This is a genomic window from Thalassolituus sp. ST750PaO-4, from assembly GCF_020320405.1.
In the GTDB taxonomy this organism is placed as follows: domain Bacteria; phylum Pseudomonadota; class Gammaproteobacteria; order Pseudomonadales; family Oceanobacteraceae; genus Venatoribacter; species Venatoribacter alkanivorans.
Map to the genome: position 1 here is coordinate 93,198 of NZ_JABVCB010000013.1, position 26,645 is coordinate 119,842.

A 26,645-nucleotide genomic window follows, 5' to 3' on the forward strand; every position below is an offset into this window, starting at 1 on the left:
CACCTCGATCAACAAACTGTACCTATTCTAAATTAGTTTATTGTGCCTGTTCTGTATTTTTTTTAGTCGTACACTCAACGCGGTTGTTATTTTTAGCTTCGGCTTTCTGGCCGTGCAGAAGGTAGGCAGGACACAATGATTGATTTAAGTGCTGTTGATCTGGCGCGGATACAGTTCGCGTTCACCGTCTCGTTCCACATTATCTTTCCCGCGATAACGATCGGTCTGGCCAGTTATCTGGCTGTGTTAGAAGGCTTATGGCTGTATACCAGAAAGCCGGTCTATATGACTCTGTGCCGGTTCTGGATGAAGATATTTGCCGTTAACTTCGCCATGGGGGTGGTTTCTGGCATTGTTATGGCGTATCAGTTTGGTACCAACTGGAGCCAGTTTTCTAACTTTGCGGGGGCGATTACAGGCCCGTTACTCAGCTATGAAGTGATGACGGCTTTCTTCCTTGAGGCTGGCTTCCTGGGGGTTATGTTGTTTGGCTGGAAAAAAGTTGGAGAGCGGCTGCATTTGGCCTCCACTATTCTGGTTGCCATCGGCACCCTGATCTCAATGACCTGGATTCTGGCATCAAACAGCTGGATGCAAACCCCTCAGGGTTACGACATTATTGATGGGCGTGTTGTGCCGCTGGACTGGTTCGAAATTATATTTAATCCCTCTTTTCCTTACCGTTTAGTGCATATGGGGCTGGCTGCATTTTTGGCGACGGCGTTGTTGGTCGGTGCTTCCGGTGCGTGGCATTTGCTTAAAGGCTCCCATATTAACGTAGCGAAAAAAATGTTATCCATGGCGATGTGGATGCTGCTTATTTCTGCGCCATTACAAGTGTTGGTTGGTGATCTGCATGGTCTGAATACCTTAGAGCATCAGCCAATCAAAGTGGCTGCAATGGAAGCTCATTGGCATAAAACTAAGCCCGGTGAAGGTGTGCCGCTTGTTCTGTTCGCCTGGCCAGATATGGAGAAAGAACAAAACGATTTTTCGATAGAAATCCCCAATCTGGCCAGCCTGATTCTGACCCATTCTATGGATGGCTCTATTCCGCCATTAACTTCCGTTGCCCCGCAAGATCGCCCTAATGTGCCAGTCGTTTTTTTTAGTTTCCGAATTATGGTTGCGCTTGGCATGTTGATGATTGTACTGGCGCTTGCTGCGTTAATTCTGCGTAAAACAGGCAAGCTCTATGAGAAAAAATGGTTCCTGAATTTTTGTATTGTCATGGGACCATCCGGTCTGATCGCCATGCTGGCCGGTTGGTTTGTAACGGAAGCCGGTCGTCAGCCCTGGGTTGTATATGGTTTGCAGCGCACCGTGGATGCAGGGTCGCCCAACAGCGTTACTGCAATGAGTTTGTCTTTGCTGGCGTTTGTAGTGGTGTATGTCTGTGTCTTTGGCGTGGGTGTGCGTTATATGTTGGCGCTGATTGCCAAAGGGCCGGCAGAAGACTACTCACTGGAGGATGATGAACACCTGAATAAACGCCCGGCCCGTCCGCTATCCGCCGCAGATGGCGTAGAAATTTAGGAGACCCTGTCATGCATTTTGATTTACCGACTATTTGGGCTTTTATTATCGGCTTTGGCCTGATGATGTATGTGATCCTGGATGGCTTTGATCTGGGGATTGGCTTGCTGTTTCCTTTTATAAAAGACAAGCATGAACGGGATATTATGGTGAACTCGGTTGCCCCCGTGTGGGATGGTAACGAGACCTGGCTTGTGCTGGGTGGTGCTGGCTTATTGGCGGCTTTTCCGATGGCTTATTCAGTGATTTTGTCCGCCTTATATGGGCCGATTCTGCTCATGTTGTTTGGTTTGATTCTTCGTGGTGTGGCCTTTGAGTTTCGTTTTAAAGCCACAGAGTCTCATCGTCCGGTGTGGGATAAGTTGTTCTTTGTTGGTTCTTTAATTGCAACCTTTTCTCAGGGTGTTGCTGTGGGGGCTGTGATTCTTGGTTTTCAGGTTGAAAATGGTGAATTTTCCGGTGGCGGACTGGATTGGTTAAGTCTGTTCAGTCTGTTTACGGGTTTCAGTTTGCTGTTTGCTTATGGGTTGCTGGGAGTTACCTGGCTGGTTATTAAAACAGAGCACGGTTTGCAGAAGAAAATGCGCGTACTTATTAAGCCATTAACGCTGCTGTTAGCGACCTGTATGTTTATTATCAGTATCTATACACCGATGGTTAACGAAAGCGTGCGGGATTTATGGTTTAACCTGTCAAATATCGTGTATCTGGCACCCTTGCCCATTCTTACTGCTGCTTTTGCTTTTTTGCTGATGGGGGCTGCGCATTCCAAAGACGAGTGCCGGGCTTTTATTTGTGCTGTATGCATGCTGCTTCTTGGTTATCTGGGGCTGTGTGTCAGCCTTTGGCCAAACATTATTCCGCCCGGTATTACGATCTATCAGGCCGCGGCTCCGGCATCCAGTCTCCGGTTTACCCTGGTGGGTGTTGTGCTCATCGTTCCTGTGATTCTGATTTATACCTTTTGGTCTTACCGGGTATTTCGGGGAAAAGTCGTTGATACCGATGGTTATCATTAGGGCCCTAAAAGGCTCTGGAAAAAGGCTGCAACGGGGCAAGCATTTACCGGGCGCTTATCTCTGCTGTAAAACGTAAATCCGGAGGAACAGGGGATGAAAAAAAGTCTTCATCAATGGAAGTGGCTCTTAATCTATTGGGCCCTCGGTGTAGGGGCGCTTTTCGTGGTCGCGACGGTTATACGTTTTGCCATGACCCTGGCCGGAATGGAATCCGGATGACTAAATCCGAATAACTACATCCGAATAGCTATATCCGGATTTCAGGAGGGAATATTCAATGCATTCCTTTTTGCATGAGTGACTCTTACCCAGTGCACAGTCTGCTTGAGTCACCCGGATAAAACGGTCATTTTTATTGGCAATGTTGCCTTGAGTATGACCCACCAGAGCAGGTTTTTAATGCCCGTATCGGGTTGTTGTTTTTGGCAGGCGCAACTGAGCGACGATCACGGCCAGAGCTATGCCGCCGAGCACGTCGGCACCGTAGTGGTAACGCAGATACAGGGTAGACAGGGTAATGCTCAGGGTCATCAGCAACACCAGAACGCGCAATGGCCAGGAATACCAGCGCCAGCAGACCAGCAGTGTTACCCAGGGCACGGCGGTATGCAGACTGGGAAAGCAGTCGTAGGCATAACGGAAGCTGTTTACCGCGTCATAGACCAGACCATCCTGGGTGCCAAGGCTGACACTGAATGCGCTTTCCAGCCACTGACCGGGGCCGATGACCGGCACCAGTAGATACAGCAACCAGCCAATAACCAGGGTGTAAATAATTCCCTGACGCACATGAATAAACGCCGCGGGGTGCTCTGCCCGGCAATAAAACAGCCACAGTAACGAGCCGATGGGTACGGCGTAATAAAAGTGCAGGTAGGCGCTTTCCATCAGCAGGGTCATGGCCGGGCTGACCCAGTGCTGAATCAGCAGCGGCAGCGGCTGACCGAACAATGCTGTATCAAAGGCAATCATTTGCGGGTCCATCAGTTCAATGCCCAGGGCATCAATGGCCAGCTCCAGCCGTAACAGCCGCATCAGCAGATAACCCAGCAGCATCGCCGGTACAGGCCACAGTTCGCGCAGCAGCCATTCATAACGCGGGCTTAAGGTATGGCGTGCCAGTGCCAGACGGGTAAGAACAATCAGCAGGAAAAATATACCGGCACCGGTAAGTGCCGCTTTATTTTCACCGGGCAGCCACTGGCGGATATCACCAAACAGCAGGGCAAACAGCAGAATGCCGGCGGGAAACAGCAGCGTCAGCTGTTTATCCAGTGGCCACTGGCGCAGAGAGTCAGGCATCTGCTGCAGGGAATACGACCAGCCACGCGGCTTTAATTCATGGGATATCATGGTTCTGTACAGCTTATTGTTTTTGTTGTTATCAGAAGCAGCCAGTTTACTGTTTTATGACAGTGTCCGGGAGGGAGAAAACGGCCGTGATGTGTCAGGAACTGGCCGTTCCGTACAGGCCAAAGCCAGAACCTGTACGGTTGCCGGTGCCGCTCAGGAAGGCTGGGCAGCAACAATATCCGGACGCTTGGTCTGAATAAACTTCACCAGCATGCCGAATTCCAGCAGGCACTGTTCCGGAAATTCATCACGGAATTCCTGAATATTAAAAATCTCCAGCTGGCCGTCCGGTGATTTGGCCGACTGACTCAGATCGGTTACGGCCGGTGCATCACGATGCAGCAGGAAGGGAATGGCAAACAGGTAAAAACCATCCAGATTCAGGTCGTAGCGCGCCAGCATTTCCGCAGGCCAGTTCACATGGCTGTGAAAAGTGCCGGCAAGAAATTCGGCCGGCACCTGAATAGCGCTCTGGCCTTCGGCAACGGCGGTTAACGCCTGCGGATCACGGGTGGCGAGCAGGGCATAGAGTGCCAGCCAGGGCGTGGTGCCTTTTTCATTAATCAAATACTGCGGGTCAATGGCACGCGGGCAGGAGATGGCCGCTGGTGCGTTCACCATACCGAGCAGTGCCTGCATCTGTTCGTTGCTGAGGCTGATGTCCTGCGGCGGCACACGGCTGATGCCGGTAAAGTACAGGTGGCGCCATTCGCTGGCGCTGTGGCCGGTGTTTTTCTTTTCTTGTTCGCTCATTCGGTATCCATTAGCCCGCTATTCTGCACGGGGCTTTTTCAGGTCTGCTTTTTCAGAGTCTGTCATGCTAACCGCGGGGCAGGGTGGTGGGAAGACAAAGCAGTGGGGGTACAGAGAGAAAACAGGGAAAAGGAAAAGATAAGAAAAAGGGAATAAGAAAAAACAGGCGCAGCGGACGGGGTGTACAGACCGGAAACGCTGCGCCTGTCAAAGCGTGGAAACGTTAAGTTGTGCCGGGAGTTACTGACTGACAGCCGCCGCTCTGATCAGACGACAGCACCACAAACACTCCGGTAAACCCGGCGGACGGCAGCTTGCCACCCTCATAGCGCACTGCCGAACACAGGCTGTCAGAATATGCCCTGGCGGTTATTTTGTCGCTGCGACAGGTTGTCGCAGGATGCGTTTATGGCCATGGGGCTGCAATCGGGTCGGCAATCGGGTAATCAATAAAGAAACCTGTTCATGCGGGGCTGGTCGTTTTACCCTTCAGGCGAAATGCCATCTCCCGGCTATCGGTCTTTTCACCACGCATGTATTTGCCGGTTCTAAGGTCCTGATAAGGGAGCATATTATTGATAGCAGCCCCGTGGGTGAGGTGCTCCTGCCATTAACGGGCAGGGGGAGCCGTCATCCGGCGCGCCTGAAATGCATCATGGAGGAAACCGGTGTCCGCATATCCGATAAAAACCGTTGTTCTGATGAGTTTGTATATCGTGCAGGCAGGCTGTGCTTCAGTACCGCAGGGCGCGCTTGAACAGCATATTGGTTGGTTGCACGGGAATTGTCTGGCAATTAAAAATCCGGATATCGGGGTTTCTGAAAAAATCAGACTGGTCAGTTTCGATCAGAAACCGGTATACCGCACCGTACTTATCACTGGCAGAACCAATTCCGCCGATGGCTGCCATGCGTTGAGCGATGATCGGCGCCAGGTGAACCTTAGCGCCGGTTATTATTTTTATCGGATTGATGGTGAGCCTTCAGATAACTTTGCACTTGGCTTCGCTGATCTCGACCCCACAGATTTTACGCTGGCGTACTGTATGACAAGCGAAGGTATTGTGTTTAGTGCCCATTCGCCGGGTGGTCAGGCCTGGGATGGTTATTATTATCTCGGTTATGAATCATCAGCCACCTGCGAGTGAAAACCTGACAATTGCGTTCGCCGACAGGAGCGGTGAGTACCACCGCACCTGTTTCAGCTGTTCTGCGTATTATGTTTAGCCTTCAGTACAGATTTTTCAGATCGTGTTTTACTACCTGATCGACCACTAGATGGGTGGCCTTACCCATTAATCCCTCGCCGCTCATATGCGCCGACAGTGCTTTGGCAAAAGGCGTCAGCTGTTTGGCCTCTACCCGGTGCTCCGGGTTAAATACGCCGGCATCGGTCAGGGCACTGGCGCTGGTAAAGCGGATGGCCTGCGGCTCAATCAGTAACCCCAGCTTCGGCACTTTATCGCTAATGGCACAGGCGGCGAGTAACTGCGGTTCGGTTGTCAGCTGCGCACTGCCGCAGATATGCAGCAGTTGTGGCTGGCCGGGTATCAGCAACAGCAATTCCAGCGCCGGGTTCTGCAGCAGGTTGCGCAGGCTGAGCGCCACTTTATTGCCCGGCCGCTCCGCCATAAATAAACGTCCATCGGGCAGCATACGGATGACACCGGTTTCGTCACCGCGTGGTGAAACGGAGGTGATGCCCTGGGCGTCGCAGGTTTTCAGCAAAAGATACATTGCCTGCTGCAGGTACCGGGTGCTGTCGGTCAGTACCGCAGCGCTGTGTTCTGTCTCGTTGTCCCAGAGACCGGAGCGCACAGCAGCGCGCGCGCAGTGCAGATAGGCGCTTTTAACCTGAAGTTGCCAGTGTCCCTGTGGTAACTGCCGGCTCAGACGACCGTTGACCCGCAGGGCATGACCGACCCCCGGAATCAGAAAATACAGGCTGGCGTTCTGACCGCTGTGGCCATGATTTGCTTGCCTGTCTGCTTGCCTGTCTGCTTGCCTGTCTGCTTGCTTGTCCGTTTGCAGGTCTGGCTGCTCGTCCGCTTCAGGCAGGCTGAAGCGCACGCTGTTAGCTGTAACATCCAGCTGGCAGTGGCTAAGGCTTACGGGTTGTAATGCCGGTGTACCGCTTTCGCTGGCGACTATCATCCCCCGGGCGTGGTTTATCACCTCAAAGCAATAAGCATCGAGTTGCGTCTGTACGCGCTTTTCCAGCAGCGCTGGTGGTGCAGAAATAAGTTGCCGCAAGTGCTGTTCGTTCTGAATGCGGTGCTGCATAAAATTCTCCTGCAGGGCTCTGGGTTACTCGTAGGTCCCTTTATCCTAATCCGCTTGCGAGCGGCAGCTCAGGCAGCTGGTTGCAGAGTTATGGAATCTGGTTGCAGACAGGGTACTTTTGCCTGGCTTTCAGGCATTCTTGGCAGTATGAAGTGCATTGACAGAAGGGTGTTAAGTTGTTGGTTGGGTGGTTATGTCCCGCAATAAACTGACCGTTTCGGCGGTAGCCGTGAAAGATCTGGCACAAGAGCTGCAGCGCCGTGGCGTGCTGGCGCCCGCTCAGATGTCAGCTGATAGCGCGGCAGAAGCGGTTGCGGCAGGCGCAGAAATGCACGAGCAGCGTCAGGCCGAAAGTGCGTTGCGTGCACTGTGGACGGAAGCCCGTAACAACAGCACCGATGACGCTTTGGGGCTGAAGATTGGCCTGCAGGTTAATCCCGCTGCCCGCGGTTTACTGGCGCGCTGGATCGCGCATTGCGCCACGCTGGGCGAGGCACTCACCACCTTTATTGATCATATTCAGCTGCTGAACCCGGCCGAACGCTGGCAGTTGTTGCCGGCCGGCGATGAAGTGGAAATCCGCTTTGAATTTCTGCTGCCATATCCACAGATTGCGGTTGAGCGCAGCATGGCGGCGATGCTTGCCTGGGGCGCGGTTCTGGGCGGTGAGGTTTTTAGGGGCGAGGCTACAGCAGGTACCGAAAATGCCAGCCGCCTGCTGCCGGTGCGCAAAGCCGAACTTGCCCGTACCGAGCCGGCCGACAGCAAGTTGTTTTATCAGACATTCGGCCCCGGAATACGTTTTACCGGGGCGCCTGGCGGCGTTAACCGTCTGTGGCTGGATGCCGCGCTGCTGCAGCATCCATTGCCTGCGGCGGATGTCTATCTGCGCGATTTACTGGCGGCGCGGGCGCAGCAGCTGCCAGTGGCCGGGATATTGTCAGCGGGAGCGCAGTCAAACAGCGCCGGGCAGACGGCAGCAAAGGCACCGCTCAGTCTGCGGGTGCTGGCACTGCTGGAGCAGGATATCCATAAATTCAGTCAGATTCAGGCGGTGTGCGCCGCCGTGCACCTCAGCCGTTCGACGCTGTTCCGTCGCCTGAAAGCGGAACACACCAGCTTTACCGAACTGCTGAATCAGCAGCGTTTGCGGCTGGCACGCAGTCCGCAGGCTCAGGGGCTGAATGCCACCGAACTGGCCGATTTACTCGGCTTCTGCGACAGCAGCTCATGTTACAAATTTATGCGGCGCTGTTTATTGTGATGCGTCTGGCAATAAGAAAGCTGGTATTGAATATTTGACGTGATTGATTTTGTCGGGGGAGGGAAAGACTGCTTATCGAGTATTCATTTATCAAATAAGTTTTTAATGAATATTAAATCCACTGCCCGCCCTAAGGTATAAGTACCGGGTTCTTTATCCTGAATGGAATACAACCTCTGCTGTTGAGCACAGAAGAAGTTATCAATAACTAATTTCATTGCATGTTATTCAAAATAGAATACGCTGGCTTCGCCATGTCGCATGCAGTTCGTTTTAGCGGATGAGTGTTAGCGCTGAAATGATGTGTCAGGGATTCGTTTTTTATGAATTTATTTCTGCACCGCTGAATGATTCAGGGGGGCACTGATAAGTAATCGATTTTAATAAAGGATTATAAATATGTCAGATAAGATCAGATCGATCCCTTTTAAAACAGCGGTAGGCATGACACTGATTGGATTGCTGTCATCGTCTGTCGTCAATGCCAGTCAATTTGTTGCGGATCTGGTTCCGTCTGCCTGGGAAACGATTAACCGTCAGGTGGTGGTTCGGGATAAAATGTATTCAGCAAATTTATACGGTGCATCCGCAACAATTCAGGTAATGTTCGAAAGCAATGGTCAGCCTTCTGCATTTCAGCCTGATCAGTTATCAGCCAATAATGCCAGTTTTTCATGCCGTGACAGCGTGGCTGGTGATGATATCGATACGGCTTCCGGGTTTGTGGAAAGCCTCACTAAAGTGTGTGAATTTCTTCCAATGCAGACGCTGACGACGAGGGATAGCAGCAATGTCCTGACCACGGAGGAAGTCAGGACATACGTTATGCGTGTGAAGTTTAAAAAAGCGACTGATCGTAGTGTCAAGCTCCGGCATGCCCGTCCGGCGGATCGCCATTGCGATACTGCAGGAGATTCCTCTTCTTACAATCCTCTTGATACTTGTTTGACAGTTACCAAAAGTCTGACTCTGACGGGTAGTAATATATTCAAACCTTTTGTCTCACGGGTAAATTCACAGGGTGTCACCGAGCAGTGGACGCCTCTTGCCTTAAAAAATAATGTTTACGAAGTTACATTGGCTATTGGCGGTGGAACGAATAACAATAAGAAAGTTTTGGTAGAGAATGGCCTGAAATTAAAAGTCTCAGGCAGTATTTCGGCTTTACCCAATGATGAGTTGCTTGAAGGCGCAGAGTTTTCTGATACCAACTGTGTATTTGAAAAACAGGTTACGCTGACACCTGGTAACTACACCTGTACCTTTACTGCAGAGGAAGATGGGTTTATTCATATTCCTTTGAAAAAGGCTGGTTCTGCTACCGGCGGACGTAATGTTACGGTGACCATCAAAAACCTGTCAGTAACGCCATAATCCTGTTAAGTCTTATTTATCTGTAATACCACAGCCGGGATCTGATAATTTTCAGATCCCGGCTGTTATTCTGTATTCGCTGTAACTCACTGCTGTCATCATCCGGTCATCCGCTGGTCATCAATCCGCCACTTTTCTGCAACCATATGGTCAGCAAAGCGCAACCGCGCTGTCATCCTCTGCTCATTAAATAGACCGCGTTCAGTCTTTGCTGCGGAAAGCACCATGACCCTGACGCGCCGGAATTTTTTGCTTAATTCGTCCCGCTCTGCGGCTTCTCTGGGAATGGCTGCAGCGGCTGGCCCGGCGCTGGCAGGCACGGGTCTGGCCGACTCATTTTTGCCGCAGCAGGATGATCTGATGGCGGTGCCACGCTCCAGTGCTTTCCCGTTTCAGCACGGGGTTGCCAGTGGTGATCCGCTCACCGACCGGGTGATTCTCTGGACCCGCATAACCCCTCCGGCACTGGCCGAAACCTACAGTATTCCTTATCGCTGGCGCATCGCCCGTGATCCGCAATTGCGCGAGCTGGTTAACGAAGGCTTCGGCTATACCGATGCCGGCCGTGATTTCACCGTTAAGATTGATGCTGATGGTCTGCAGGCCGGGCAGAGTTATTACTATGTGTTCGAAGCCCTGGGGCAGATGTCGGATATCGGCCGCACACGTACTCTGCCGCAGGGCCGGGTGGAGCATCTGCGCATTGCCTTTACCTCCTGCTCGAATTACGCGCGTGGTTATTTCAATGTGTATAAAGAGCTGGCACAGCGCAGCGATCTGGATGTGGTGCTGCATCTGGGTGATTACATTTATGAGTACGCTAATCTCGATGCCAGCCTGGGCAGTGGCCGTATCAATCAGCCGCCGCGCGAAATCATCACGCTGGACGATTATCGTCAGCGCCACGCCTGCTATAAAACCGATGCCGATTTGCAGCAGGTGCACCGCCAGCATCCTTTTATGGTGATCTGGGACGATCATGAAGTGGCGAATAACGCCTGGCCCGGCGGTGCGGATAACCATACTGAGGGTGAAGAAGGGCGCTGGCAGGATCGCCTGCGCGGCGCGGTACAGGCGTATATGGAATGGATGCCGATCCGTGAGATGCGGGCCGGCCAGCAGGGCATTTACCGTAACTTCCGTTTTGGCGACCTGCTCGACCTGAGCCTGCTCGATACCCGTCTGGCCGGGCGTGATGCCCAGGCCGCCGACAATGCCGACCGCAACCGTGAAGAGCGTACGCTGCTCGGTTATGAACAGGAAAGCTGGCTGGCAGAAACGCTGACCAGTGCACAGCAGGAAAACATCCGCTGGAAACTGCTGGGGCAGCAGGTGATGGTCGGCCAGCTGGGCACCAACGACACGCCGTTTAATTATGATCAGTGGGATGGGTATCCGGCGGCACGTCAGCGTCTGTTTGATACGGTACGCAACGCCGGAGTGGATAACTGGGTGGTGCTGACCGGTGATATTCACTCCAGCTGGGCAATGGAACTGCACGACGATCCGTTTGCCGCTGAGCCGGGTAAGGCGTTAGGCATCGAGCTGGTGACTCCGGCGGTAACCTCGCCCGGTATTGATAACTACACTCAGGCGCAACTGGCCAGCCGTTCGCTGCAGGCCTTGCTGCCACATCTTAACTTTGTCGATTTTTATTACCGCGGCTATGTGCTGCTGGATATCACCCATGAGCGCCTGCAGGCGGAGTGGTGGGTGGTGGATAATATCGATTCCCATCGCTATGTCAGTGAGTGCTTACGGGCGCTGGTGGTGCCGTCCGGTGAGTCTGTTCTTCGCCCGGCGCCTGCGATTTCAGCCAGTAAGCTGGCCGCCGCACCGGCGCCGGATTTTGCTCCGGGCTTTGCCTGGTTGCGTCACTGGCGCCGTGATCCGGCGGGCAATCTGCTGGACGGTATGCTGGCTTCCCAAAGTGGTGTTGGCAGTGCGTTACCCGGCGGCTGAATATCGCCGGTTGACTGGCGTCAGAAGTCAGGCGCCGATGGTGTAAATAATAACGTCCTTATTAGTGCCTGAGCCGTCCCGAACGGTGATTACCCTCGTCGTAATTCGTCTTATCGTTTCCTGCAATCGAGGTTTTGCACAGTGTGCGGCCCGTATTGCCATAGGTTGCATCTGAACTCCATGACCATGCTGCAAACGGCCCGTTTACGGCAGGCAGGGAGAGGAGTCAGTCGCCAGCCGTCGCGGAACTTTATTCGGTCGCAGTGTGACTGCGGCCGGTTCGCATGGACACATAATAATGAAAAACTCAGCACATACGCAGCGCTGGCTGCTGACCTCCATGGTCGGTGGCGCAGCATTATTTGGCAGCACGCTGTTTTGCGCACAGCAGGCTGCTGCTTTCTCGCAACCACCCCCTGCACCTGCTCCGGTAGAGCAGCGGCAGAATGCCGAAATGGCGGTACATGAACTGGCCCAGGGTTGTTATGCCATTCAGTCACCGACCAACGGCAAATATATGAACCGCTATACCAAAGGCGGTGCTATTGATAATGGTCTTGGCTGGCAGCTAAAGGCGACCGATCTGGATTCGGCAGCCAGCTTCTACTTTAAGCCGACATCGTTTTTCCACTATATGCTGACGGATAAAGACGGCCGTTATCTGGCAACCCATTTGCCGAATGAAATTTCGGCCGGGCGTTACGCCGGTGAGTTTGCCGAATTCAAGATCACCGCTCACAGCCAGGATAACGGCGCCTACCGCTTCAGCTTTTATGGCCCTAAGCTGGCCAAAATTCTGCGCCATAACTACGGTGGCACCGGTTATTACGCCGATGGTGGCCTGTACGTGATTGATATCCTCAACCCAACCAATGCCGGTTCGGAAACCGAGTTCAATCTGGTGCCGAAGAGCGACTGTAAGCCGTTCCCGGAAGCCGAGCTGAACACTGTGGGTGAGGTACCGAAAAGCGATGTGAACACACCGGTTCGTGGTGCCATCGACCCGCACACCCATATCACCTCCTATGAGTTTATGGGCGGTAAGTTCCTGCATGGCGAGCCTTTCCACCGCTGGGGTGTTGAAACCGCGCTGCGCGACAGTTCCGATATTCATGGCCCCTGGGGATCGCTCGATATCATCGGTAACCTGATGGGTTATGACGATGTAAACCACCGCTACGATACCCGCGGCTGGCCGGACTTCCCGTTCTGGCCGAACCGTAAGCAGGTGTCGCATATGCAGTACTACTACAAGTGGATCGAGCGTGCGCACAAAGGTGGTATGCAGATGATGGTCAGCCATCTGGTGGAAAACGAGGTTCTGTGTAATGTGCAGAAAACCGTCAACCCGGCCAGCTGGATCAACCCGAATAACTGCAACACCATGGCCAGTATTCATCTGCAGATCCGTCGCCTGCAGCAGATGCAGGATTATATCGACGCGCAGCAGGGCGGGCCTGGCAAAGGCTTCTTCCGTCTGGTGAAAACCCCGCAGGAAGCCCGCAAGGTGATTGCCGATGGCAAGCTGGCGGTGCTGATGGGCATTGAAGCGTCTGAATTGTTTAACTGTGGTCTGAAAGACGGTTGCAGCAAAGAAAGCATCGAACGTCAGCTGCAGGAAGTGTACGACGCCGGCGTGCGTGCGCTGTTCCCGGTTCACCGCTTTGACAACCAGCTCGGTGGTACACGTATGGAAGATGGCTTTATTAACGTCGGCCAGTGGCTGTCGAGTGGCCGTTTCTTTGAAACCGAAGTCTGTGATGCCGAAACCGATGGCTCCCGTATGACCAGTGGCTTCCCGCTGCTGGGCACCGTGCCGGTGATCAAAGATATTCTTGCTGGTATTGGCCTGAATCCGCAATACGATGAAAGCCGCCGTCACTGCAACCAGCATGGTCTGAGTGCCAATGGTGAGTATCTGGTGCAGCGTATGATCGATAAAGGCATGATCATCGAAATTGATCACACCTCGGTGAAGAGCGCACGCGCCATTATGGATATCGTCGAGTCGCGTAATTATTCCGGTGTAATTTCCGGTCACAGCCATATGCATCGTAAGCCGGATGGTTCAGCGCACGAAGTGCACCAGCGTATCGCCCGTGCCGGCGGTATGATGTCGCCGTATAACAGCAGCGCCAACAGCCTGAACTGGAGCATCGGTGAATTTATCGACCTGATTGAGCCAACCGGTTATCTGGTGGGTGTGCCATTTGCTACCGATATGGGTGGTATTGGCTCGCAGGCTTATCCGCGCGATAACACCGACACCGATCCGCTGATTTATCCGTTTGAAACCGAAGCCGGTGTGGTGATCGATAAACAGAAAACCGGTAACCGCATCTTTGACCTGAATAACGAAGGCCTGGCTCATTACGGTCTGGTGGCTGACCATATTCAGGATATCCGCACCCATTCCAACTCACGCATTTATGAGTCGGTGATGAACTCGGCGGAAGCCTATCTGCAGATGTGGGAGCGGGCGATTGCCAATGATTCGCCGAAGTATTCCAGCTCGGATGAAAACTGGTTCTCCATCGTTAACCGTGCCAGTGGCCGTTGTATGGATATTCCCGGTAACGACAATAATCTGAACAACGGCAGCAATGTGCAGTTGTGGGATTGTCAGCTGACCTCACAGGATCAGAAGTGGCGTTACGATGCCGCCAACCAGATGTTCCGCAACAAGGCGAATCCGGAAAAATGTCTGGATAACCGCGGTCAGGCCTATAACAACGGTGGTGTGGTGATCTGGGATTGTGTGGATTCCGACAACCTGCGCTGGACTTACAGCGGCAATAAACTGGCCAGCAAGCACAACAGCAATATCGTGGCGGATGCTTATGGTAACGGTAATGACGCTAACGTTGGCCAGTGGACTTACCACGGTGGTGCCAACCAGCAGTGGGAACTGCGCTTAATGTCGGCGGAAAACCGTTATGCACAATACCGCAGCGAATCCACCGGCCAGTGCATCAGCGCAACCGGTGGCAGTCATACCGGTGCGCTGGTGGCGATGGAAGCCTGTAATACCAGTGCCAACCAGCTGTGGCGTTTTGATACGGCTACCGGTCTGATGATTAACGGTGTCGCCGGAGCCAAGTGTCTGGAAGTGCCGGATGGTCTGATTTACGACCATACCTTACTGCAGCTGGCCGACTGCGATGCCGGTAATCCGGCTCAGCAGTTTAACTATGCCGGCAAACTGCTGCGTTCACGCATCGACAGTAATCAGGTGCTGGACGTTTCCGGTGGCAGTTCTTCGACGCTGATTATGTATGGCGTACATGGCGGTGCGAATCAGCGCTGGCATGCGACGGCCAACGGTCAGTAATTTAACCGGGTTAGAACAAACGGGAGCTCAGGCTCCCGTTTTTTTATGCCCAAAGCCGGTGCCATTGGCAGTCACCATGATGACTCATGCCAGTAACCCCTCAGATTGAAGCTGGTGGTCATCAGTCCATTCAAATATGAATATTTGAAATAAATTTATGGCGGTATTGCCAACAGAAATGCAGGGATAGAATTATTTTCAGGAATAACATTAACCGGCCCGAGAGGCGTATTTATGAATTCATCCATCCGTTTCTGGAATCGCAGTGCCGAGCGCTATGCCCGGCGCCCTATTACTGATCATGGCGCCTATCTGAAGAAAATTGCGCTCACTCAGGAATACTTTCGCCCGGAAATGGATGTGCTGGAATTTGGCTGTGGTACAGGATCAACCGCACGAATTCACGCCCCCAGAGTCCGCAGTTATCTGGCGACGGATGCATCCCCACGGATGATTGATATCGCCCGCGAAAGACAGGCGGATGATGTAGGTAATAACCTTCGTTTTGAGGTTGCCACACTTGATGATATTCAACGCCGGCAGCAGTCGTTCGATGCAATCTTGGGACTGAATATCCTGCATCTGCTGCGTGACCCGGAATATGCGATACAGCAGGTTTTCAATATGCTGAAGCCAGGCGGAGTTTTTATCAGCAATACTGCCTGTCTGCAGGATACCCGTCCATACCTCAGGCCCGTCGCACTGGTCGCCAGAATTCTTCGCCTTGCACCTTTCGTAAAGTTTCTGTCCCGCAGTGACCTTGAAAAAGAGATGGAAGGAGCGGGCTTTATCATCAGGCACCGATGGATTCCTGAAGACTCTGAAGATGTTTATTTCCTTATCGCAAGCAAACCCTGATACCCCGGAAAATATGAGAAACAGCATGAGAAATATCGTTTTATTAATGATGAGCCTTGCGCTCATTGCCTGCGGCGGCAGCAACTCGGACTCCCGGAATTCCGCTACATCCGAAAATGAAGCTAAGGGTATTTATACCGGCCTGACGGATTCCGGTAAGGAGTTGACTGCAATTATTCGAAGTGATGGAGAGTTCTATATTTTTATTCAGGAATCCGATGGCAGACGAGATGATCTTTCTGGCCTGATCTCCGGAACAGCGACTGCAGCGGAAGGAAATTTTGTTTCTGATAATGCGCTGGCCAGAAACTTCGACGGCGGAGAAAGCCGCGCATACAACGTGACGGCTTCCTATGTTGCTGCCGATTACCTGACCGGAATTATCACCGATGTATCGAGTGGTCGCGGTATTGGTTTTACGGTTTCTTCGAGAACAGATAATGATAGTGATCCGGATCTGGAAAAGCTTTCCGGAGAATACTTTTCTGGCCTTTATAAGGGGGTATCAGACACTACCGTAGAATCCATCTATGTGGCGGTTCAGGTTGAGGTCGATGGTTCATTGTCCGGTTCCAGGGTTTTTAGCCGTATGCTAAGTTCAGGATTCTGCAGTTTTTCCGGAACCTTGTCTCCGCGTAGTGGCAGTCACCTTTTCAATGTCGCTGTTTCATTCCCGGACAATGAATGCTTACTGAGCGCTGAGGAACTGAACGGGATTGCTTACTATGATGAAGATGTGAATCAGTTGTTTGTGGCGGTATTCAATGCTGATCGCTCAAGTGGCCTGTTCTTTTCCGGGCTGAAAGGTTACTGAATTTCTGTATTTAATACCTTCGGTTTCTGAGTCTGGTTGCAGCCTTGCTGGTCAGAATCAGTACGCCGCAGGTATTAAATATTGTTACCCATTCCTGATCAGGCTTCAGTTTTTTTGAAGTACTGACCAAGCTCGGTAGCCAGAAAGTCGAAGACTGTCCGCACCCTAAGGTTCATTCTCAGCTCCCGGTGCGAAACGAGCCACACATCACCACCGAATATTTTATCTGCAAAGACTCTTTTAACCGCAGGCTCCGCATCACCCAGTTCTATGGGCATGATGCCAACGCCGATACCTGCACGGGTCATTTGCCAATTCACCAGATGACTGTCTGTTCTGGCAACAAAATAGTCTTCCAGCAGTTTTATACCACTTTGTGCCAGTGCTTCCATATAGGCCGGATTATTTGACAGGAAACCGATAAAGGGCCCTTTGCAAAGACCATCGCTTAAAGGTAATGGCAAGGTCGAGATAATTTCTGGTGTGGCGTAAAGGGTTGCGGAAAACTCTCCTACCTTGCGGGCGATCAGGTCGGGTTCGGTTGGGCGGAAATTCCGGATCGCAATGTCCGCAGCACGGCGTCGAAGATCACTGGCTTCGTTGGATACAACGAGATTGATGTGAATCCCCGGATACTGGCTACGCAGTTTTTGGATAATCGGAGGCATAATATAAGCGGCGGTAATTTCCGATGCCGAAATCGCAATGTCCCCTTCAATTGATGTTGCCTGACCCGTTGCTGCAAGCGAGAGATTGCTTGCGGCATCGCCCATCGCACGCACATAAGCAAGCAGTTCCAGCCCATTCTGTGTTAATTCCAGCCCCCGGTTACCACGCTCAAAAAGTGCAGTAGAAAGTTCCTCCTCCAGCGCTGCGACCTGCCTGCCAAGAGTGGGTTGTGAAACACCGAGAGCCTTGGCCGCAGCAGAAAGAGATCCTTCTTCGGCGGTAACCAGAAAAGCTCTGGCCCGGTTCCAGTCGAATTTAATGGCTTGCCAGTTCATTCAGATATGAATACCAAGAATAGAATTATGGTGATACTAGCAGCAGAAGTGTAGAGATAGAATGGATGTCAGGAATTAAATTAAGCATTTCTGAACGCTTACTTCTTTATTTAAATGACCTCTGAGAGATGAGAGATAGTCTGATGAAACACGTAGTATCAGTAATCGCCACTCTGGCTCTTGTTGCCTGTGGTGGCGGTGGTTCAACATCAACCAGCCCTGAAGTTCCGGACACTAAGGTTCAGGGGTTTTACAAAGGAGTGACCGATAGCTCCAGTTACTGGAATGTTTTTATTCGTAGCAATGGTGAGTATTATATTCTGACTCAGGCTCCTGACAGCGGAGGAGACGACTTTTCAAATGCTATTTTCGGTACTGTCACGGCTGAGAATGGCGATATCACTTCAACAGATACGATCTTAAGATCATTCAGTGGCGGCGGTACCTTAAGCCGGAATCTCTCTGCATCTTATGTCGCGGGTGAGAATATCACAGGAATTCTGGAGCGACCGGAAGACGGGACTGGTTCCGGTTTTACCGTTTATTTTGATAGTGACTATCAATACCCTCCGGATCTGAAAAATATTTCTGGTGCATTTCAGGGAAAAAATAAAGGTTTTTCCGGTGATTCCAGCGAGTCTGAGCCGGCTTTAATTACTATTGATATTAACGGCAAACTGGTCGGGAGCAGACCCAGGATCTCTGGGTGTGGTTTCGAAGGAACTATCCGGCCAGGCACTATAGATAACTTCTTTGATGTGAGTATTTCCTTTCTTCGTCCTGACTGTTTACTGGGTGATATTATTCTGGACGGCGTCGCTTACTATGATCCGGTTTATAAACAGCTTCTTATCTCGGCGCTGACATCTGATAAATCTGCGGGGCTGTTTTTCTCCGGTATAAATAAATTCTCAGAACCCTGAATGAATCGCATCGGAATAAATTCTATGAATATCTGTTTTTCTTGGAATGTAATGTTATCGGGATTTTTATTGTTTTTTTCAATGAATGCGTTTCCACTGAGTGCTCAGCAATTTTCAGAAATCTGCCGGTCAGGCACGGTAAAATGCAGTGATGATCCCGTTATGCATGCCTATGTTGGAGGGGCGCTGGACCTGCTGGCAACCCTTCAGGAGGAAACTGGTTATCTGGAAAAGATCTACTGTAAAGCGCCGTTAGCGCTGTTTGATGTGTCGACTATCATTGGCTTTATGGAGGAGCGGGCAGGCGTTGATGATCAACGGAATGCTATGCTTCTGTTTATTGATTACTTTGAGCAACAGGGTGGTTGCGGCCAATGAACAGATTTTTGCTTTTACTCGTTTTTGGGATAACGGCGGCTGGATGTAGCAGCAGGGCTGTCTATGACAACATTCAGATAAATCAGCGTAATGACTGTGCTAAGGAGCCAGCATCAGATTACTTCGAATGCCTTGAACGCGCAGATAAGTCCTTTGATGAATATCAGAGAGAAAGGGAAGAGCTGTTGGAAGGCGTGGAACCTGAGAGCAAATAGCATGATTCAGATGGAATATCTCAACACTGACCACCTGTTATAAAAACCAGTGTTACTGCTCTGCATCCATTCAAAGCAGATTTTTCGGGAACGATGAATAAACAGAAAAGACCGGAAGGCTTATCTGGTCTGATAGCGAACCGGCATCAGATCAGTGGAAATTCCTGCTGGTGTTGCAGAAAAAAGTCGATAAATACGCGCACCCGGTTGGGCATGTGTTTACGTGCGGGATAAACAAGAAAGAGTGGCAGCAGTGGCAATCCGGCCGGGTTGGGCAGGGCCTGCAAGGTTCCTGCGGCCACTTCCGCTGCGCAAAAGCCAACCGGCAGTATGGCCAGATTCTGACCCTGCTGGCAGAGCTGTTTGGCCAGCGTCAGGTTGTGGGTCTGCAGCTGGCTTTCGCGCCAGTTAAGGTCAGTGGTTAACAGTGGGCGGATATTCAGCGGGTCTGCGATTGGGTAATGCTGCCAGTTAACAGGAGTTTCGTTCCGGGCGGGGTGGCTGGCCGCGCAGAAAAAGCCCAGCTGTACATCGCCCAGTTTACGCGCAATCAGGCTCAGTGAGCCCGGCGCCCGTCCGCGAATAGCAACGTCTGCCTGGCTGTTAATAAAGTCGACGGTTTCATCGGTGCTGTGCACCTCAACACTGAGTTTGGGATAGCGGGCACTGAACGCCTGCAGCAGAGCGGCAAGCGGGGCCATGGGCAGATCAAGGGGAACACTGATTCTGATGCGGCCGGTCAGATCCTGCGGGCGAATCAGACTGTCTTCCAGATCCAGCAGTTGATCCAGAACTTCTTTGCAGCGACTGAAGTACAGGCGGCCTTCATCGGTCAGGCCGACGGAGCGGGTGGTGCGGTTCAGCAGCCGCACGCCGAGGTGCTTTTCCAGTGCCTGAACCCGGGCGCTGACCGCGGATGTCGATACCGCCAGACGCCGGCTGGCTTCGGCAAAACTACCGCTGCTGGCGACCTCAATAAAGGTCTGAATGTGCTCTAAGTTTTTCACTATCCCAAAATCCCGGACAGACTATCCATTATGAGCCTGATTATGTGGATAAAACGCGATGATATTCTCCGCCGGACTCATAAACAACCGGGGAAATCGTTATGCATCATTACCTTAGTGCGCTGTGTCTGAGCCTCTTTCTGGGCTCGGCTGATCTGCTGGCCGCAGAGCCCGCGACCACGGAAGCGGGTGTGGTCAGCCTTCCTCCTCAGCTCAGTATTACCTGGCTGGGCGGCCCGACCATGCTGCTGGAATTTAACGGCTTTCGTCTGCTGACTGACCCCATGCTGGGCAGTGGTCAGCATGCCTTTATTATGGGCGATCCGAACGAGCCCTTTGACCTGAAGCGCGGGCCGAACATTAAAGAACATGCCCGTTTAACGGCGCTGCCTGAGACCGATCTCAGCCAGCTGGATCTGCTGTTGCTCAGCCATGCTCACGAAGATCATTTTGATCAGCAGGCACAAAGCCAGCTGGATAAAGGTCTGCCGCTGCTTGTTCCGGAACATGATCTTGGCGCACTGCAGGCGAAAGGCTTTACGGCCGCGCAGAGTCTGGCCTGGCAGCAGAGCCTGGAATATCAGGCCGGTGCCGGTCATATACGCATTACTGCGGTTGCGGCACACCATTCGGCAGATCCCGCTATTGATACCTTATTGGGTGCCGGCAATGGCTACTGGCTGGAATTTTCTCAGGGAAGCTGGAGCAAGCGTTTGTACTGGACGGGTGACACTATGCCGGTTGGTGCTGTGCTGACTCAGGTGCAGACGCTGGCTGATAGCCGTGGGGCGCTGGATATTCTTGTTCCGCATCTTGGCCGGGTAGGGACTCCCGGCCCGCTGGGACAGATCAGCATGGGGGCTTCTGATGTGGTGGATATGGCGCGGGCGCTGCAGCCTGAGCGCCTGTTACCCATTCATCATTCCAGTTATGCGCTGTATCTGGAGCCAATCAGTGTGTTGGCGGAGGCCAGTGCTGGTGAAGACTACCAGCTGGATTTACCGCAGGAAGGGGTGACGTTGCACTACTGAGCGGCGAAGCACTCAGCGGCTGTAGGTCGGCTGGTCGTACAGGCTGTAATCAATGCCTTCGGCTATCCGGCCGGCTTCCTGCTGCAGACGACGCTCGCGGATACTCATAGAAAATACCTGCTGGTGCATCTCTTCCATTAACTGCTTCAACTCGCTGTTGCTGCTTAATCCGAGAAAAACACCGGCCTGCATAAAACCCTGCAAACGGAAGCGTTCAGCATCGGTGGCTTTAATGCGTTGTTTGCTGTTGTTAAACATCGTCAGCAGCCGTTGTTCGGCTTCCTCTATAAATTGCTGGCGCAGGGGTGTGGCTGTGGTGGTGTTATTCATGGTGATCCTTCGCGTGTTGATTGTTTCTATTCTGACCGGTGTTATTACGGCTGCCAACGAGCAAATTTCTGCCGGTAAGCCTGTGGTGTCAGACCTGTGCTGCGGCGGAACAGTTCGCGGAAAAAACGCACATCGTCGTAGCCACACGCTCGTGCAATCTGTTCAACCTGACGGCGGCTGCCGCTCAGCGCCTGCCGGGCTTTTTCCATACGCAAAGCCTGAATATAGGCCAGCGGCGATTGCCGCACGGCCTGGGTAAAACGGCGTTTGAACTGGCGCTCGCTGAGGTGAATCTGCGCGGCCAGATCGGCGAGGTTAAAAGGCTCACAGCCATGCTGATCGAGCCAGTCCTGAATTTCCAGAATACGTTCATCCTGATGCTGACGCTCAGGCATAAAACCGCTGTACTGCAACTGGCTGTGGCGGTCGGAATCAATCAGCACCGTACGCGCCACCTGCAGGGCGACACTTTCACCAAAATAATCGCGCACCAGTTGCAGACTCATATCCTGATAGGCGCTGGCTCCACCGGAGCAGCTGATGTTGCCGTCGTGGGTCAGCATGGCGTTTCTCTGCCATAAAACAGCGGGAAACTGCTGCTGCAGCCAGTCGGTAACCGCCCAGTGGCTGGTGGCCTGTCTGCCTTCCAGTATGCCCGCCGCTGCCAGCACAAAAGCTCCGGTGCAGATGCTCACCATACGGGTGCCACGCTGATGAAGAGTGTGTATCTGTTGCAGGGTATTGGCCTGCAGGGCGTCGCTGCGCAGACGCGGATCACCGATGGCGGCGACGATCAGTAAATCGGCCTGACTGACATCGGCCAGACGGGTATGGGCACTCAGGCAGATACCACCCTGACCACGGATTTGCGTTGTGTTTTCTGCCGCGACCTCAATCTGCCAGTCGTGTGCGGCAGCCAGGCGCGCGCCCAGCAGCAGAATTTCCAGCGGCCCGGAAACGGATGACAGGGGGCTGTGATCAAGGGCGAGAATAACGCAGCGTGGCATGGGGCATCTCCGGATGTTATGACCTGATTGTCTACCATGTTGGTCATATGTGCCACCTTCTGACGTACCGGATATTGCGCCAGAATGATCAGGCTAATTATCAGAACAGGAGCAGGACATGACTGAATCCGGCAACAAAGCATTGATCGAACGCTTCTATCGCGCCTTTCAGCAAAAGGATTATCAGACCATGGCGCAGTGCTATCACCCGCAGGCGACCTTCCGCGATGAAGCTTTCAGGCTGAATGGCGCAGAAGAAATCGGCGCCATGTGGCAGATGCTGTGCGAGCGCGGCAAAGATATGCAGCTGAGCTTTTCCGTCAGTGAAGACAACGGCCGGATAACTGCACACTGGGAGGCGCTGTACACCTTCAGCCAGACAGGCCGGCGGGTGCACAATAAAATCGATGCCAGCTTTGAATTTCGCGACGGCAAAATAATCCGCCACGACGATCGCTTTAACTTCTGGAGCTGGAGCCGCCAGGCGCTGGGACTGCCGGGCTTATTACTGGGCTGGACGCCGCTGCTTAAGAATAAAGTACAGACGATGGCGATGAAAAACTTGCGCTTATTTATGAACGGTAACGGGCGCTGAACGCGTTGCTCCCGTTAACTGGAGTACCTCTGAATTACTCAGAGGTGCCCCGGATCATTATTTATTGCTTTAAAAAAGCCAGCGCATCGGCGGCACTTTCGGCCGGTAACTCTTCCATCGGCATATGGCCGCAATCATCATAAATAATGGTGCGCGCCTGAGGCAGGGCCCTGGCAAATTTCTCTGCATGGGAAAGCGGAATCCAGGCATCGTTGCGGCCCCACATAATCAATACCGGCTGCGTCACCTTCTTAAGTGGAGCGGTGTCAAAGCCGGCGCGATTACGGATAAAGCGTAACACCGCCGCCCCGGCGCCACGGTTGCCGGAACGCATAAATAAATCGTAATAGCGGTCCATTACCTCTTTGCTCAGCCGTTCTTTGCGGCTGTAAGTGGTGCGGATGGTGGCATACATGGCTTTGCGCGGCACCGGCATCATCGACGCCATCCAGCCACTTAACGGCAGCCCCATGCTCAGCAATACCGGTGGTGGTACAAAAAAGAAACCGGCACTATCGAGCAGAATAACCTTATTAACCTTGTGCGGATAACGGCCGGCAAACTCCCAGCTCATCCAGCCGCCCAGAGAATTACCGGCCAGCGAGCACTGCTTAATACCTAATGCGTCGGTAAATTCGTTGAGAAAATCACTGTAGATGTATTTAAACATGCCGCGCGGATGTGCGCCGGTAAGGCCAAAGTTCGGGCTGTCGATACTGATAACGCGGAAATCTTTGCTGAGAATATCGGTCCAGTCATTCCAGGTATGCAGCGACGAAAAAATACCGTGCAGCAGAATCAGCACCGGTGCTTTTTCCGGTTCGGCACAGCGACAGACATCACGGTAATGTACGTTCATCCCCTGCAGCTCAATAAACTGAGATTCGGCTGTGGTATGGCGTGCCAGCATTTCCTCCAGCGAAACCGCGCCAACTTCACTTTTAAAACCGTCTTGCATGGTCTGCCAGAAATTCATCAGCATGGGGTATTCCTGAGTAATGGGTACAAGGGACAGGCTGGCAGCCATTGTGCGGGCAGGTTTTGTATTTGGTAAGGGAACATTACGCCAGATTTCAGGCACAAACGGGTGCTGAGGTGCCGTAATCCGACCGCATTTGCCGATATGATCAAAGAATGTTCTTTATCAGGAATATGCACAGGCACTTATGCGAACCCTGTCGCAGCCTATGCATGGAATTGTAAAATCAGGCCAATGGCTGCTGCGCCATGCCAGAGGCTGGTGTTAAACTGGCCTTTAATTCAACAAGGAAACACTATTCATGGAATATCTGCTGAGTAAGCTCTTTTCTGTCGAAGCCTTTGCGCTGATTTTTATTCTGGTGGTGCTGAAAAAAAGCATCATCTTTGTTCCGCAAAACCGTGCCTGGCTGGTCGAACGTTTCGGCAAATATCAGGGCACCAAAGAAGCCGGTCTGAACTTTGTAATTCCTTTTGTTGACCGCGTTGCCTCCGACCGCAGCCTGAAAGAACAGGCCGTGGATGTACCAAGCCAGTCAGCCATTACCAAAGACAACATCACCCTGTCGGTTGACGGTGTGCTCTATTTCCGTGTGCTTGATCCGTATAAAGCAACCTACGGTGTGGATGATTACGTATTTGCGGTTACCCAGCTGGCACAGACCACTATGCGTTCTGAACTGGGTAAAATGGAACTCGACCGCACCTTTGAAGAGCGCAGCGTGCTGAACACCAATATCGTATCGTCAATTAACGAAGCCTCCGAGCCATGGGGTATTCAGGTACTGCGTTACGAAATTAAAGATATTGTGCCGCCTAAATCGGTGATGGAATCGATGGAAGCGCAGATGAAAGCCGAACGGGTTAAGCGTGCCCAGATTCTTGAATCTGAAGGTGACCGTCAGGCAGCCATTAACGTTGCCGAAGGCCGTAAACAGGCCCAGGTTCTGGCGGCAGAGGCCGATAAAGCCGAACAGGTATTAAACGCCGAAGGTGAGGCTCAGGCCATTCTGGCCGTTGCTGAAGCAAAAGCCGAAGCGCTGCGTAAAATTGGTGAAGCGGCTAATACCGCCGAAGGTCAGAAAGCCATTCAGCTGGATCTGGCAACCAAAGCGATTGAAGCCAAAGCAGCCATCGCCAAAGAATCCTCCGTTGTGCTGCTGCCGGATGCAGGTACAGATGCCAGCTCGCTGGTGGCCCAGTCGATGGCAATCATCAATTCTCTGAATAATAAAAAGGAATAAATTATGGAATTGCTGCAACAGAATCTTCCCCAGACGCTGATGGTCGCTGGTATTGCCGCACTGATTATTGAAGTGGCCGTACTCGGGTTTGCTACCTTTATTCTGCTGTTTTTCGGCGCATCGCTGCTGATAACCGGTTTTGCAATGAGTCTGGATCTGTTGCCTGCAACCGCAACCGCAGCGCTGTGGAGTAATACTGTTCTGACAGCGGTACTGGCTCTGGCGCTGTGGAAACCCTTGCAACGGATGCAGAACAAAGTACAGAAGGACAGCATCAGAAGCGACTTTGCCCGTCAGCCATTTATGCTGGAAGAGGATGTCGATGGTGCCGGGAAAACCGAGTACGCCTATTCCGGTATTCGCTGGAAACTGAAAAGCTTTGAACCTATTGCCAAAGGCACCATGGTAGAAGTGATTAAAGTGGATGTTGGTGTGCTGTGGGTTAAACCACTGGAAAATGCCGACTGACAGTGATTTCCGGAAAATCAAAAAGCCTCTGCGGAGGCTTTTTTTATGGGCGGAGTTTATGAATCCGCTGCTTGCCGCTGACGCAAATGAGCAATGGCTGCCTTGCAGTTGTAATGCGCATCCTGATTCAACAGCATAAATTCATAGGCGGTACCGCTGCCGACCCGCCCCTTAATAACGATTTCCAGTCGTTCAAACTCTGCCTGCAGAATCGCTAAAATATCATCCACTGCATACATTTCGCACAGCGTATCCACTGCGCTCAGCGTCAGATCGGTGGATGACGGATCACTGCGGACAAAAGGGTTGTCGCATATTTTTATACAGCCCAGTACGGTCTTTCTGAAATCCGTGTTCATGTCTCTCTGATCCTTGTATTAGTAGCCGGCTGTTTATTGTGCTGCGGGCAGTACTTTTGCCAGCAGTTCTGACAGTGTCTGCGCTTCTTCTTCCGTCAGCTTAGCGGCAAAATTCTGCTGAATAGCCTGGCTGTATACCGGCCACATCGCCTTCACCATGCTGCTGCCTTCGCTCGTGATTTTAATACGGTTGCCACGCCCGTCTTCTGAACACTGATGACGCTCTACCAGCAGGTTCTTTTCCAGCCGGTCGATCAGTCGTGACAGATTATGCTTGTTCAGCAGTATTTTTTCGCCAATTTCAAACTGGCGCAGGCCATCGCCTTTGGCTTTATGCAGCTCCAGAAGAACGTCGTACCAGTCCAGAGCGGGCAGGTCCTGGCTCTTCAGCGCAGTCTCGACGGTGCTCAGTAACTGACGCTGGGTACGATGCAGCTGTATCCAGGCCTGAATCGCTTGTGGTGATGGTGTTTTGTTCATGCCGAGAATATTAGAAGCAAGTTGTTGCAATTGCAACCAGTTGTGCTTAATGTTGTTTTAGTTGCAATTGCAACTAGGT

At 52.2% G+C, this 26,645-nt stretch carries 26 protein-coding genes; 16 read left to right on the plus strand and 10 right to left on the minus strand.

Annotated elements, in window-relative coordinates; all coding sequences use genetic code 11:
* Window positions 1–135 precede the first annotated feature (135 nt).
* From HUF18_RS15895 to HUF18_RS19870, 3 genes are all read left to right on the plus strand, one after another.
* Window positions 136–1,536, plus strand: a complete 1,401-nt coding sequence (locus HUF18_RS15895; protein ID WP_225692869.1) for a cytochrome ubiquinol oxidase subunit I — start codon at window positions 136–138, stop codon at window positions 1,534–1,536.
* 11 nt (window positions 1,537–1,547) lie between these two features.
* Window positions 1,548–2,555 carry a cytochrome d ubiquinol oxidase subunit II gene (gene cydB, locus HUF18_RS15900; RefSeq protein WP_225692870.1) on the plus strand — a complete coding sequence of 336 codons (1,008 nt, stop codon included), beginning with the start codon at window positions 1,548–1,550 and terminating at the stop codon, window positions 2,553–2,555.
* Between the two features lie 93 nt (window positions 2,556–2,648).
* The gene (locus HUF18_RS19870; protein WP_145466632.1) at window positions 2,649–2,774 is read left to right on the plus strand and encodes a DUF2474 family protein; all 126 of its coding nucleotides are present in this window, start codon (window positions 2,649–2,651) and stop codon (window positions 2,772–2,774) included.
* Window positions 2,775–2,951: 177 nt separating this feature from the next.
* Here HUF18_RS19870 and HUF18_RS15910 read toward each other — a convergent pair whose 3' ends face one another.
* Both HUF18_RS15910 and HUF18_RS15915 read right to left on the minus strand, forming a co-directional pair.
* Window positions 2,952–3,908 (minus strand): phosphatase PAP2 family protein, encoded by a 957-nt coding sequence (locus HUF18_RS15910; protein ID WP_225692871.1) that lies wholly within the window; start codon window positions 3,906–3,908, stop codon window positions 2,952–2,954.
* Between the two features lie 153 nt (window positions 3,909–4,061).
* Window positions 4,062–4,661: a hypothetical protein gene (locus HUF18_RS15915; protein ID WP_145466630.1), complete on the minus strand. Its 600-nt coding sequence runs from the start codon at window positions 4,659–4,661 to the stop codon at window positions 4,062–4,064.
* Window positions 4,662–5,368: 707 nt separating this feature from the next.
* Here HUF18_RS15915 and HUF18_RS15920 point away from each other — a divergent pair.
* On the plus strand, window positions 5,369–5,809 hold the full coding sequence (locus tag HUF18_RS15920; protein ID WP_225692872.1) for a hypothetical protein: 441 nt from the start codon (window positions 5,369–5,371) through the stop codon (window positions 5,807–5,809).
* An 82-nt stretch (window positions 5,810–5,891) separates the two neighbouring features.
* Here HUF18_RS15920 and HUF18_RS15925 read toward each other — a convergent pair whose 3' ends face one another.
* Window positions 5,892–6,944 carry a pyridoxamine 5'-phosphate oxidase family protein gene (locus HUF18_RS15925; protein WP_225692873.1) on the minus strand — a complete coding sequence of 351 codons (1,053 nt, stop codon included), beginning with the start codon at window positions 6,942–6,944 and terminating at the stop codon, window positions 5,892–5,894.
* Between the two features lie 193 nt (window positions 6,945–7,137).
* Between HUF18_RS15925 and HUF18_RS15930 the strand changes: the two genes are divergently transcribed.
* The 6 genes from HUF18_RS15930 (at window position 7,138) to HUF18_RS15955 (ending at window position 16,547) form a co-directional block, all read left to right on the plus strand.
* Window positions 7,138–8,208: an AraC family transcriptional regulator gene (locus tag HUF18_RS15930; RefSeq protein WP_225692874.1), complete on the plus strand. Its 1,071-nt coding sequence runs from the start codon at window positions 7,138–7,140 to the stop codon at window positions 8,206–8,208.
* Between the two features lie 399 nt (window positions 8,209–8,607).
* Window positions 8,608–9,582 carry a hypothetical protein gene (locus tag HUF18_RS15935; RefSeq protein ID WP_225692875.1) on the plus strand — a complete coding sequence of 325 codons (975 nt, stop codon included), beginning with the start codon at window positions 8,608–8,610 and terminating at the stop codon, window positions 9,580–9,582.
* Between the two features lie 225 nt (window positions 9,583–9,807).
* On the plus strand, window positions 9,808–11,544 hold the full coding sequence (locus HUF18_RS15940; protein WP_225692876.1) for an alkaline phosphatase D family protein: 1,737 nt from the start codon (window positions 9,808–9,810) through the stop codon (window positions 11,542–11,544).
* A gap of 298 nt (window positions 11,545–11,842) precedes the next feature.
* Window positions 11,843–14,875 (plus strand): ricin-type beta-trefoil lectin domain protein, encoded by a 3,033-nt coding sequence (locus tag HUF18_RS15945; protein WP_225692877.1) that lies wholly within the window; start codon window positions 11,843–11,845, stop codon window positions 14,873–14,875.
* A gap of 234 nt (window positions 14,876–15,109) precedes the next feature.
* On the plus strand, window positions 15,110–15,733 hold the full coding sequence (locus HUF18_RS15950; protein WP_145466623.1) for a class I SAM-dependent methyltransferase: 624 nt from the start codon (window positions 15,110–15,112) through the stop codon (window positions 15,731–15,733).
* Window positions 15,702–16,547 carry a hypothetical protein gene (locus HUF18_RS15955; RefSeq protein ID WP_225692878.1) on the plus strand — a complete coding sequence of 282 codons (846 nt, stop codon included), beginning with the start codon at window positions 15,702–15,704 and terminating at the stop codon, window positions 16,545–16,547. The genes HUF18_RS15950 and HUF18_RS15955 overlap by 32 nt, the downstream gene beginning before the upstream one ends.
* 98 nt (window positions 16,548–16,645) lie before the next feature.
* Here the strand turns inward: HUF18_RS15955 and HUF18_RS15960 are convergent, their stop codons facing one another.
* Window positions 16,646–17,551 carry a LysR family transcriptional regulator gene (locus HUF18_RS15960; RefSeq protein ID WP_225692879.1) on the minus strand — a complete coding sequence of 302 codons (906 nt, stop codon included), beginning with the start codon at window positions 17,549–17,551 and terminating at the stop codon, window positions 16,646–16,648.
* A gap of 143 nt (window positions 17,552–17,694) precedes the next feature.
* Between HUF18_RS15960 and HUF18_RS15965 the strand changes: the two genes are divergently transcribed.
* Both HUF18_RS15965 and HUF18_RS15970 read left to right on the plus strand, forming a co-directional pair.
* Window positions 17,695–18,474 carry a hypothetical protein gene (locus HUF18_RS15965; RefSeq protein ID WP_225692880.1) on the plus strand — a complete coding sequence of 260 codons (780 nt, stop codon included), beginning with the start codon at window positions 17,695–17,697 and terminating at the stop codon, window positions 18,472–18,474.
* Window positions 18,475–18,852 (plus strand): hypothetical protein, encoded by a 378-nt coding sequence (locus HUF18_RS15970; protein WP_225692881.1) that lies wholly within the window; start codon window positions 18,475–18,477, stop codon window positions 18,850–18,852.
* 361 nt (window positions 18,853–19,213) lie between these two features.
* Here the strand turns inward: HUF18_RS15970 and HUF18_RS15975 are convergent, their stop codons facing one another.
* Window positions 19,214–20,074: a LysR family transcriptional regulator gene (locus HUF18_RS15975; RefSeq protein ID WP_225692882.1), complete on the minus strand. Its 861-nt coding sequence runs from the start codon at window positions 20,072–20,074 to the stop codon at window positions 19,214–19,216.
* A 101-nt stretch (window positions 20,075–20,175) separates the two neighbouring features.
* On the opposite strand from HUF18_RS15975, the gene HUF18_RS15980 reads away from it, so the two are divergent.
* A complete protein-coding gene (locus tag HUF18_RS15980; RefSeq protein WP_225692883.1) occupies window positions 20,176–21,105 on the plus strand; it encodes an MBL fold metallo-hydrolase in 930 nt (309 codons plus the stop codon).
* Between the two features lie 12 nt (window positions 21,106–21,117).
* Here HUF18_RS15980 and HUF18_RS15985 read toward each other — a convergent pair whose 3' ends face one another.
* The gene (locus tag HUF18_RS15985; RefSeq protein ID WP_225692884.1) at window positions 21,118–21,435 is read right to left on the minus strand and encodes a hypothetical protein; all 318 of its coding nucleotides are present in this window, start codon (window positions 21,433–21,435) and stop codon (window positions 21,118–21,120) included.
* A gap of 44 nt (window positions 21,436–21,479) precedes the next feature.
* Entirely contained in the window at window positions 21,480–22,442 is a 963-nt protein-coding gene (locus tag HUF18_RS15990) for a GlxA family transcriptional regulator (protein WP_145466614.1), read from the minus strand.
* Window positions 22,443–22,560: 118 nt separating this feature from the next.
* Between HUF18_RS15990 and HUF18_RS15995 the strand changes: the two genes are divergently transcribed.
* Window positions 22,561–23,037, plus strand: a complete 477-nt coding sequence (locus HUF18_RS15995) for a nuclear transport factor 2 family protein (protein ID WP_225692885.1) — start codon at window positions 22,561–22,563, stop codon at window positions 23,035–23,037.
* A gap of 61 nt (window positions 23,038–23,098) precedes the next feature.
* Here HUF18_RS15995 and HUF18_RS16000 read toward each other — a convergent pair whose 3' ends face one another.
* Entirely contained in the window at window positions 23,099–24,019 is a 921-nt protein-coding gene (locus HUF18_RS16000; protein ID WP_225692886.1) for an alpha/beta fold hydrolase, read from the minus strand.
* A 298-nt stretch (window positions 24,020–24,317) separates the two neighbouring features.
* On the opposite strand from HUF18_RS16000, the gene HUF18_RS16005 reads away from it, so the two are divergent.
* Entirely contained in the window at window positions 24,318–25,259 is a 942-nt protein-coding gene (locus tag HUF18_RS16005) for an SPFH domain-containing protein (RefSeq protein WP_145466611.1), read from the plus strand.
* A gap of 3 nt (window positions 25,260–25,262) precedes the next feature.
* Window positions 25,263–25,727, plus strand: coding sequence for an NfeD family protein (locus tag HUF18_RS16010; RefSeq protein ID WP_225692887.1), 465 nt, complete (start codon window positions 25,263–25,265; stop codon window positions 25,725–25,727).
* Window positions 25,728–25,783: 56 nt separating this feature from the next.
* Here the strand turns inward: HUF18_RS16010 and HUF18_RS16015 are convergent, their stop codons facing one another.
* The gene (locus HUF18_RS16015; RefSeq protein ID WP_225692888.1) at window positions 25,784–26,086 is read right to left on the minus strand and encodes a hypothetical protein; all 303 of its coding nucleotides are present in this window, start codon (window positions 26,084–26,086) and stop codon (window positions 25,784–25,786) included.
* 33 nt (window positions 26,087–26,119) lie between these two features.
* A complete protein-coding gene (locus tag HUF18_RS16020) occupies window positions 26,120–26,602 on the minus strand; it encodes a MarR family winged helix-turn-helix transcriptional regulator (protein WP_225692889.1) in 483 nt (160 codons plus the stop codon).
* Between the last annotated feature and the right edge of the window lie 43 nt (window positions 26,603–26,645).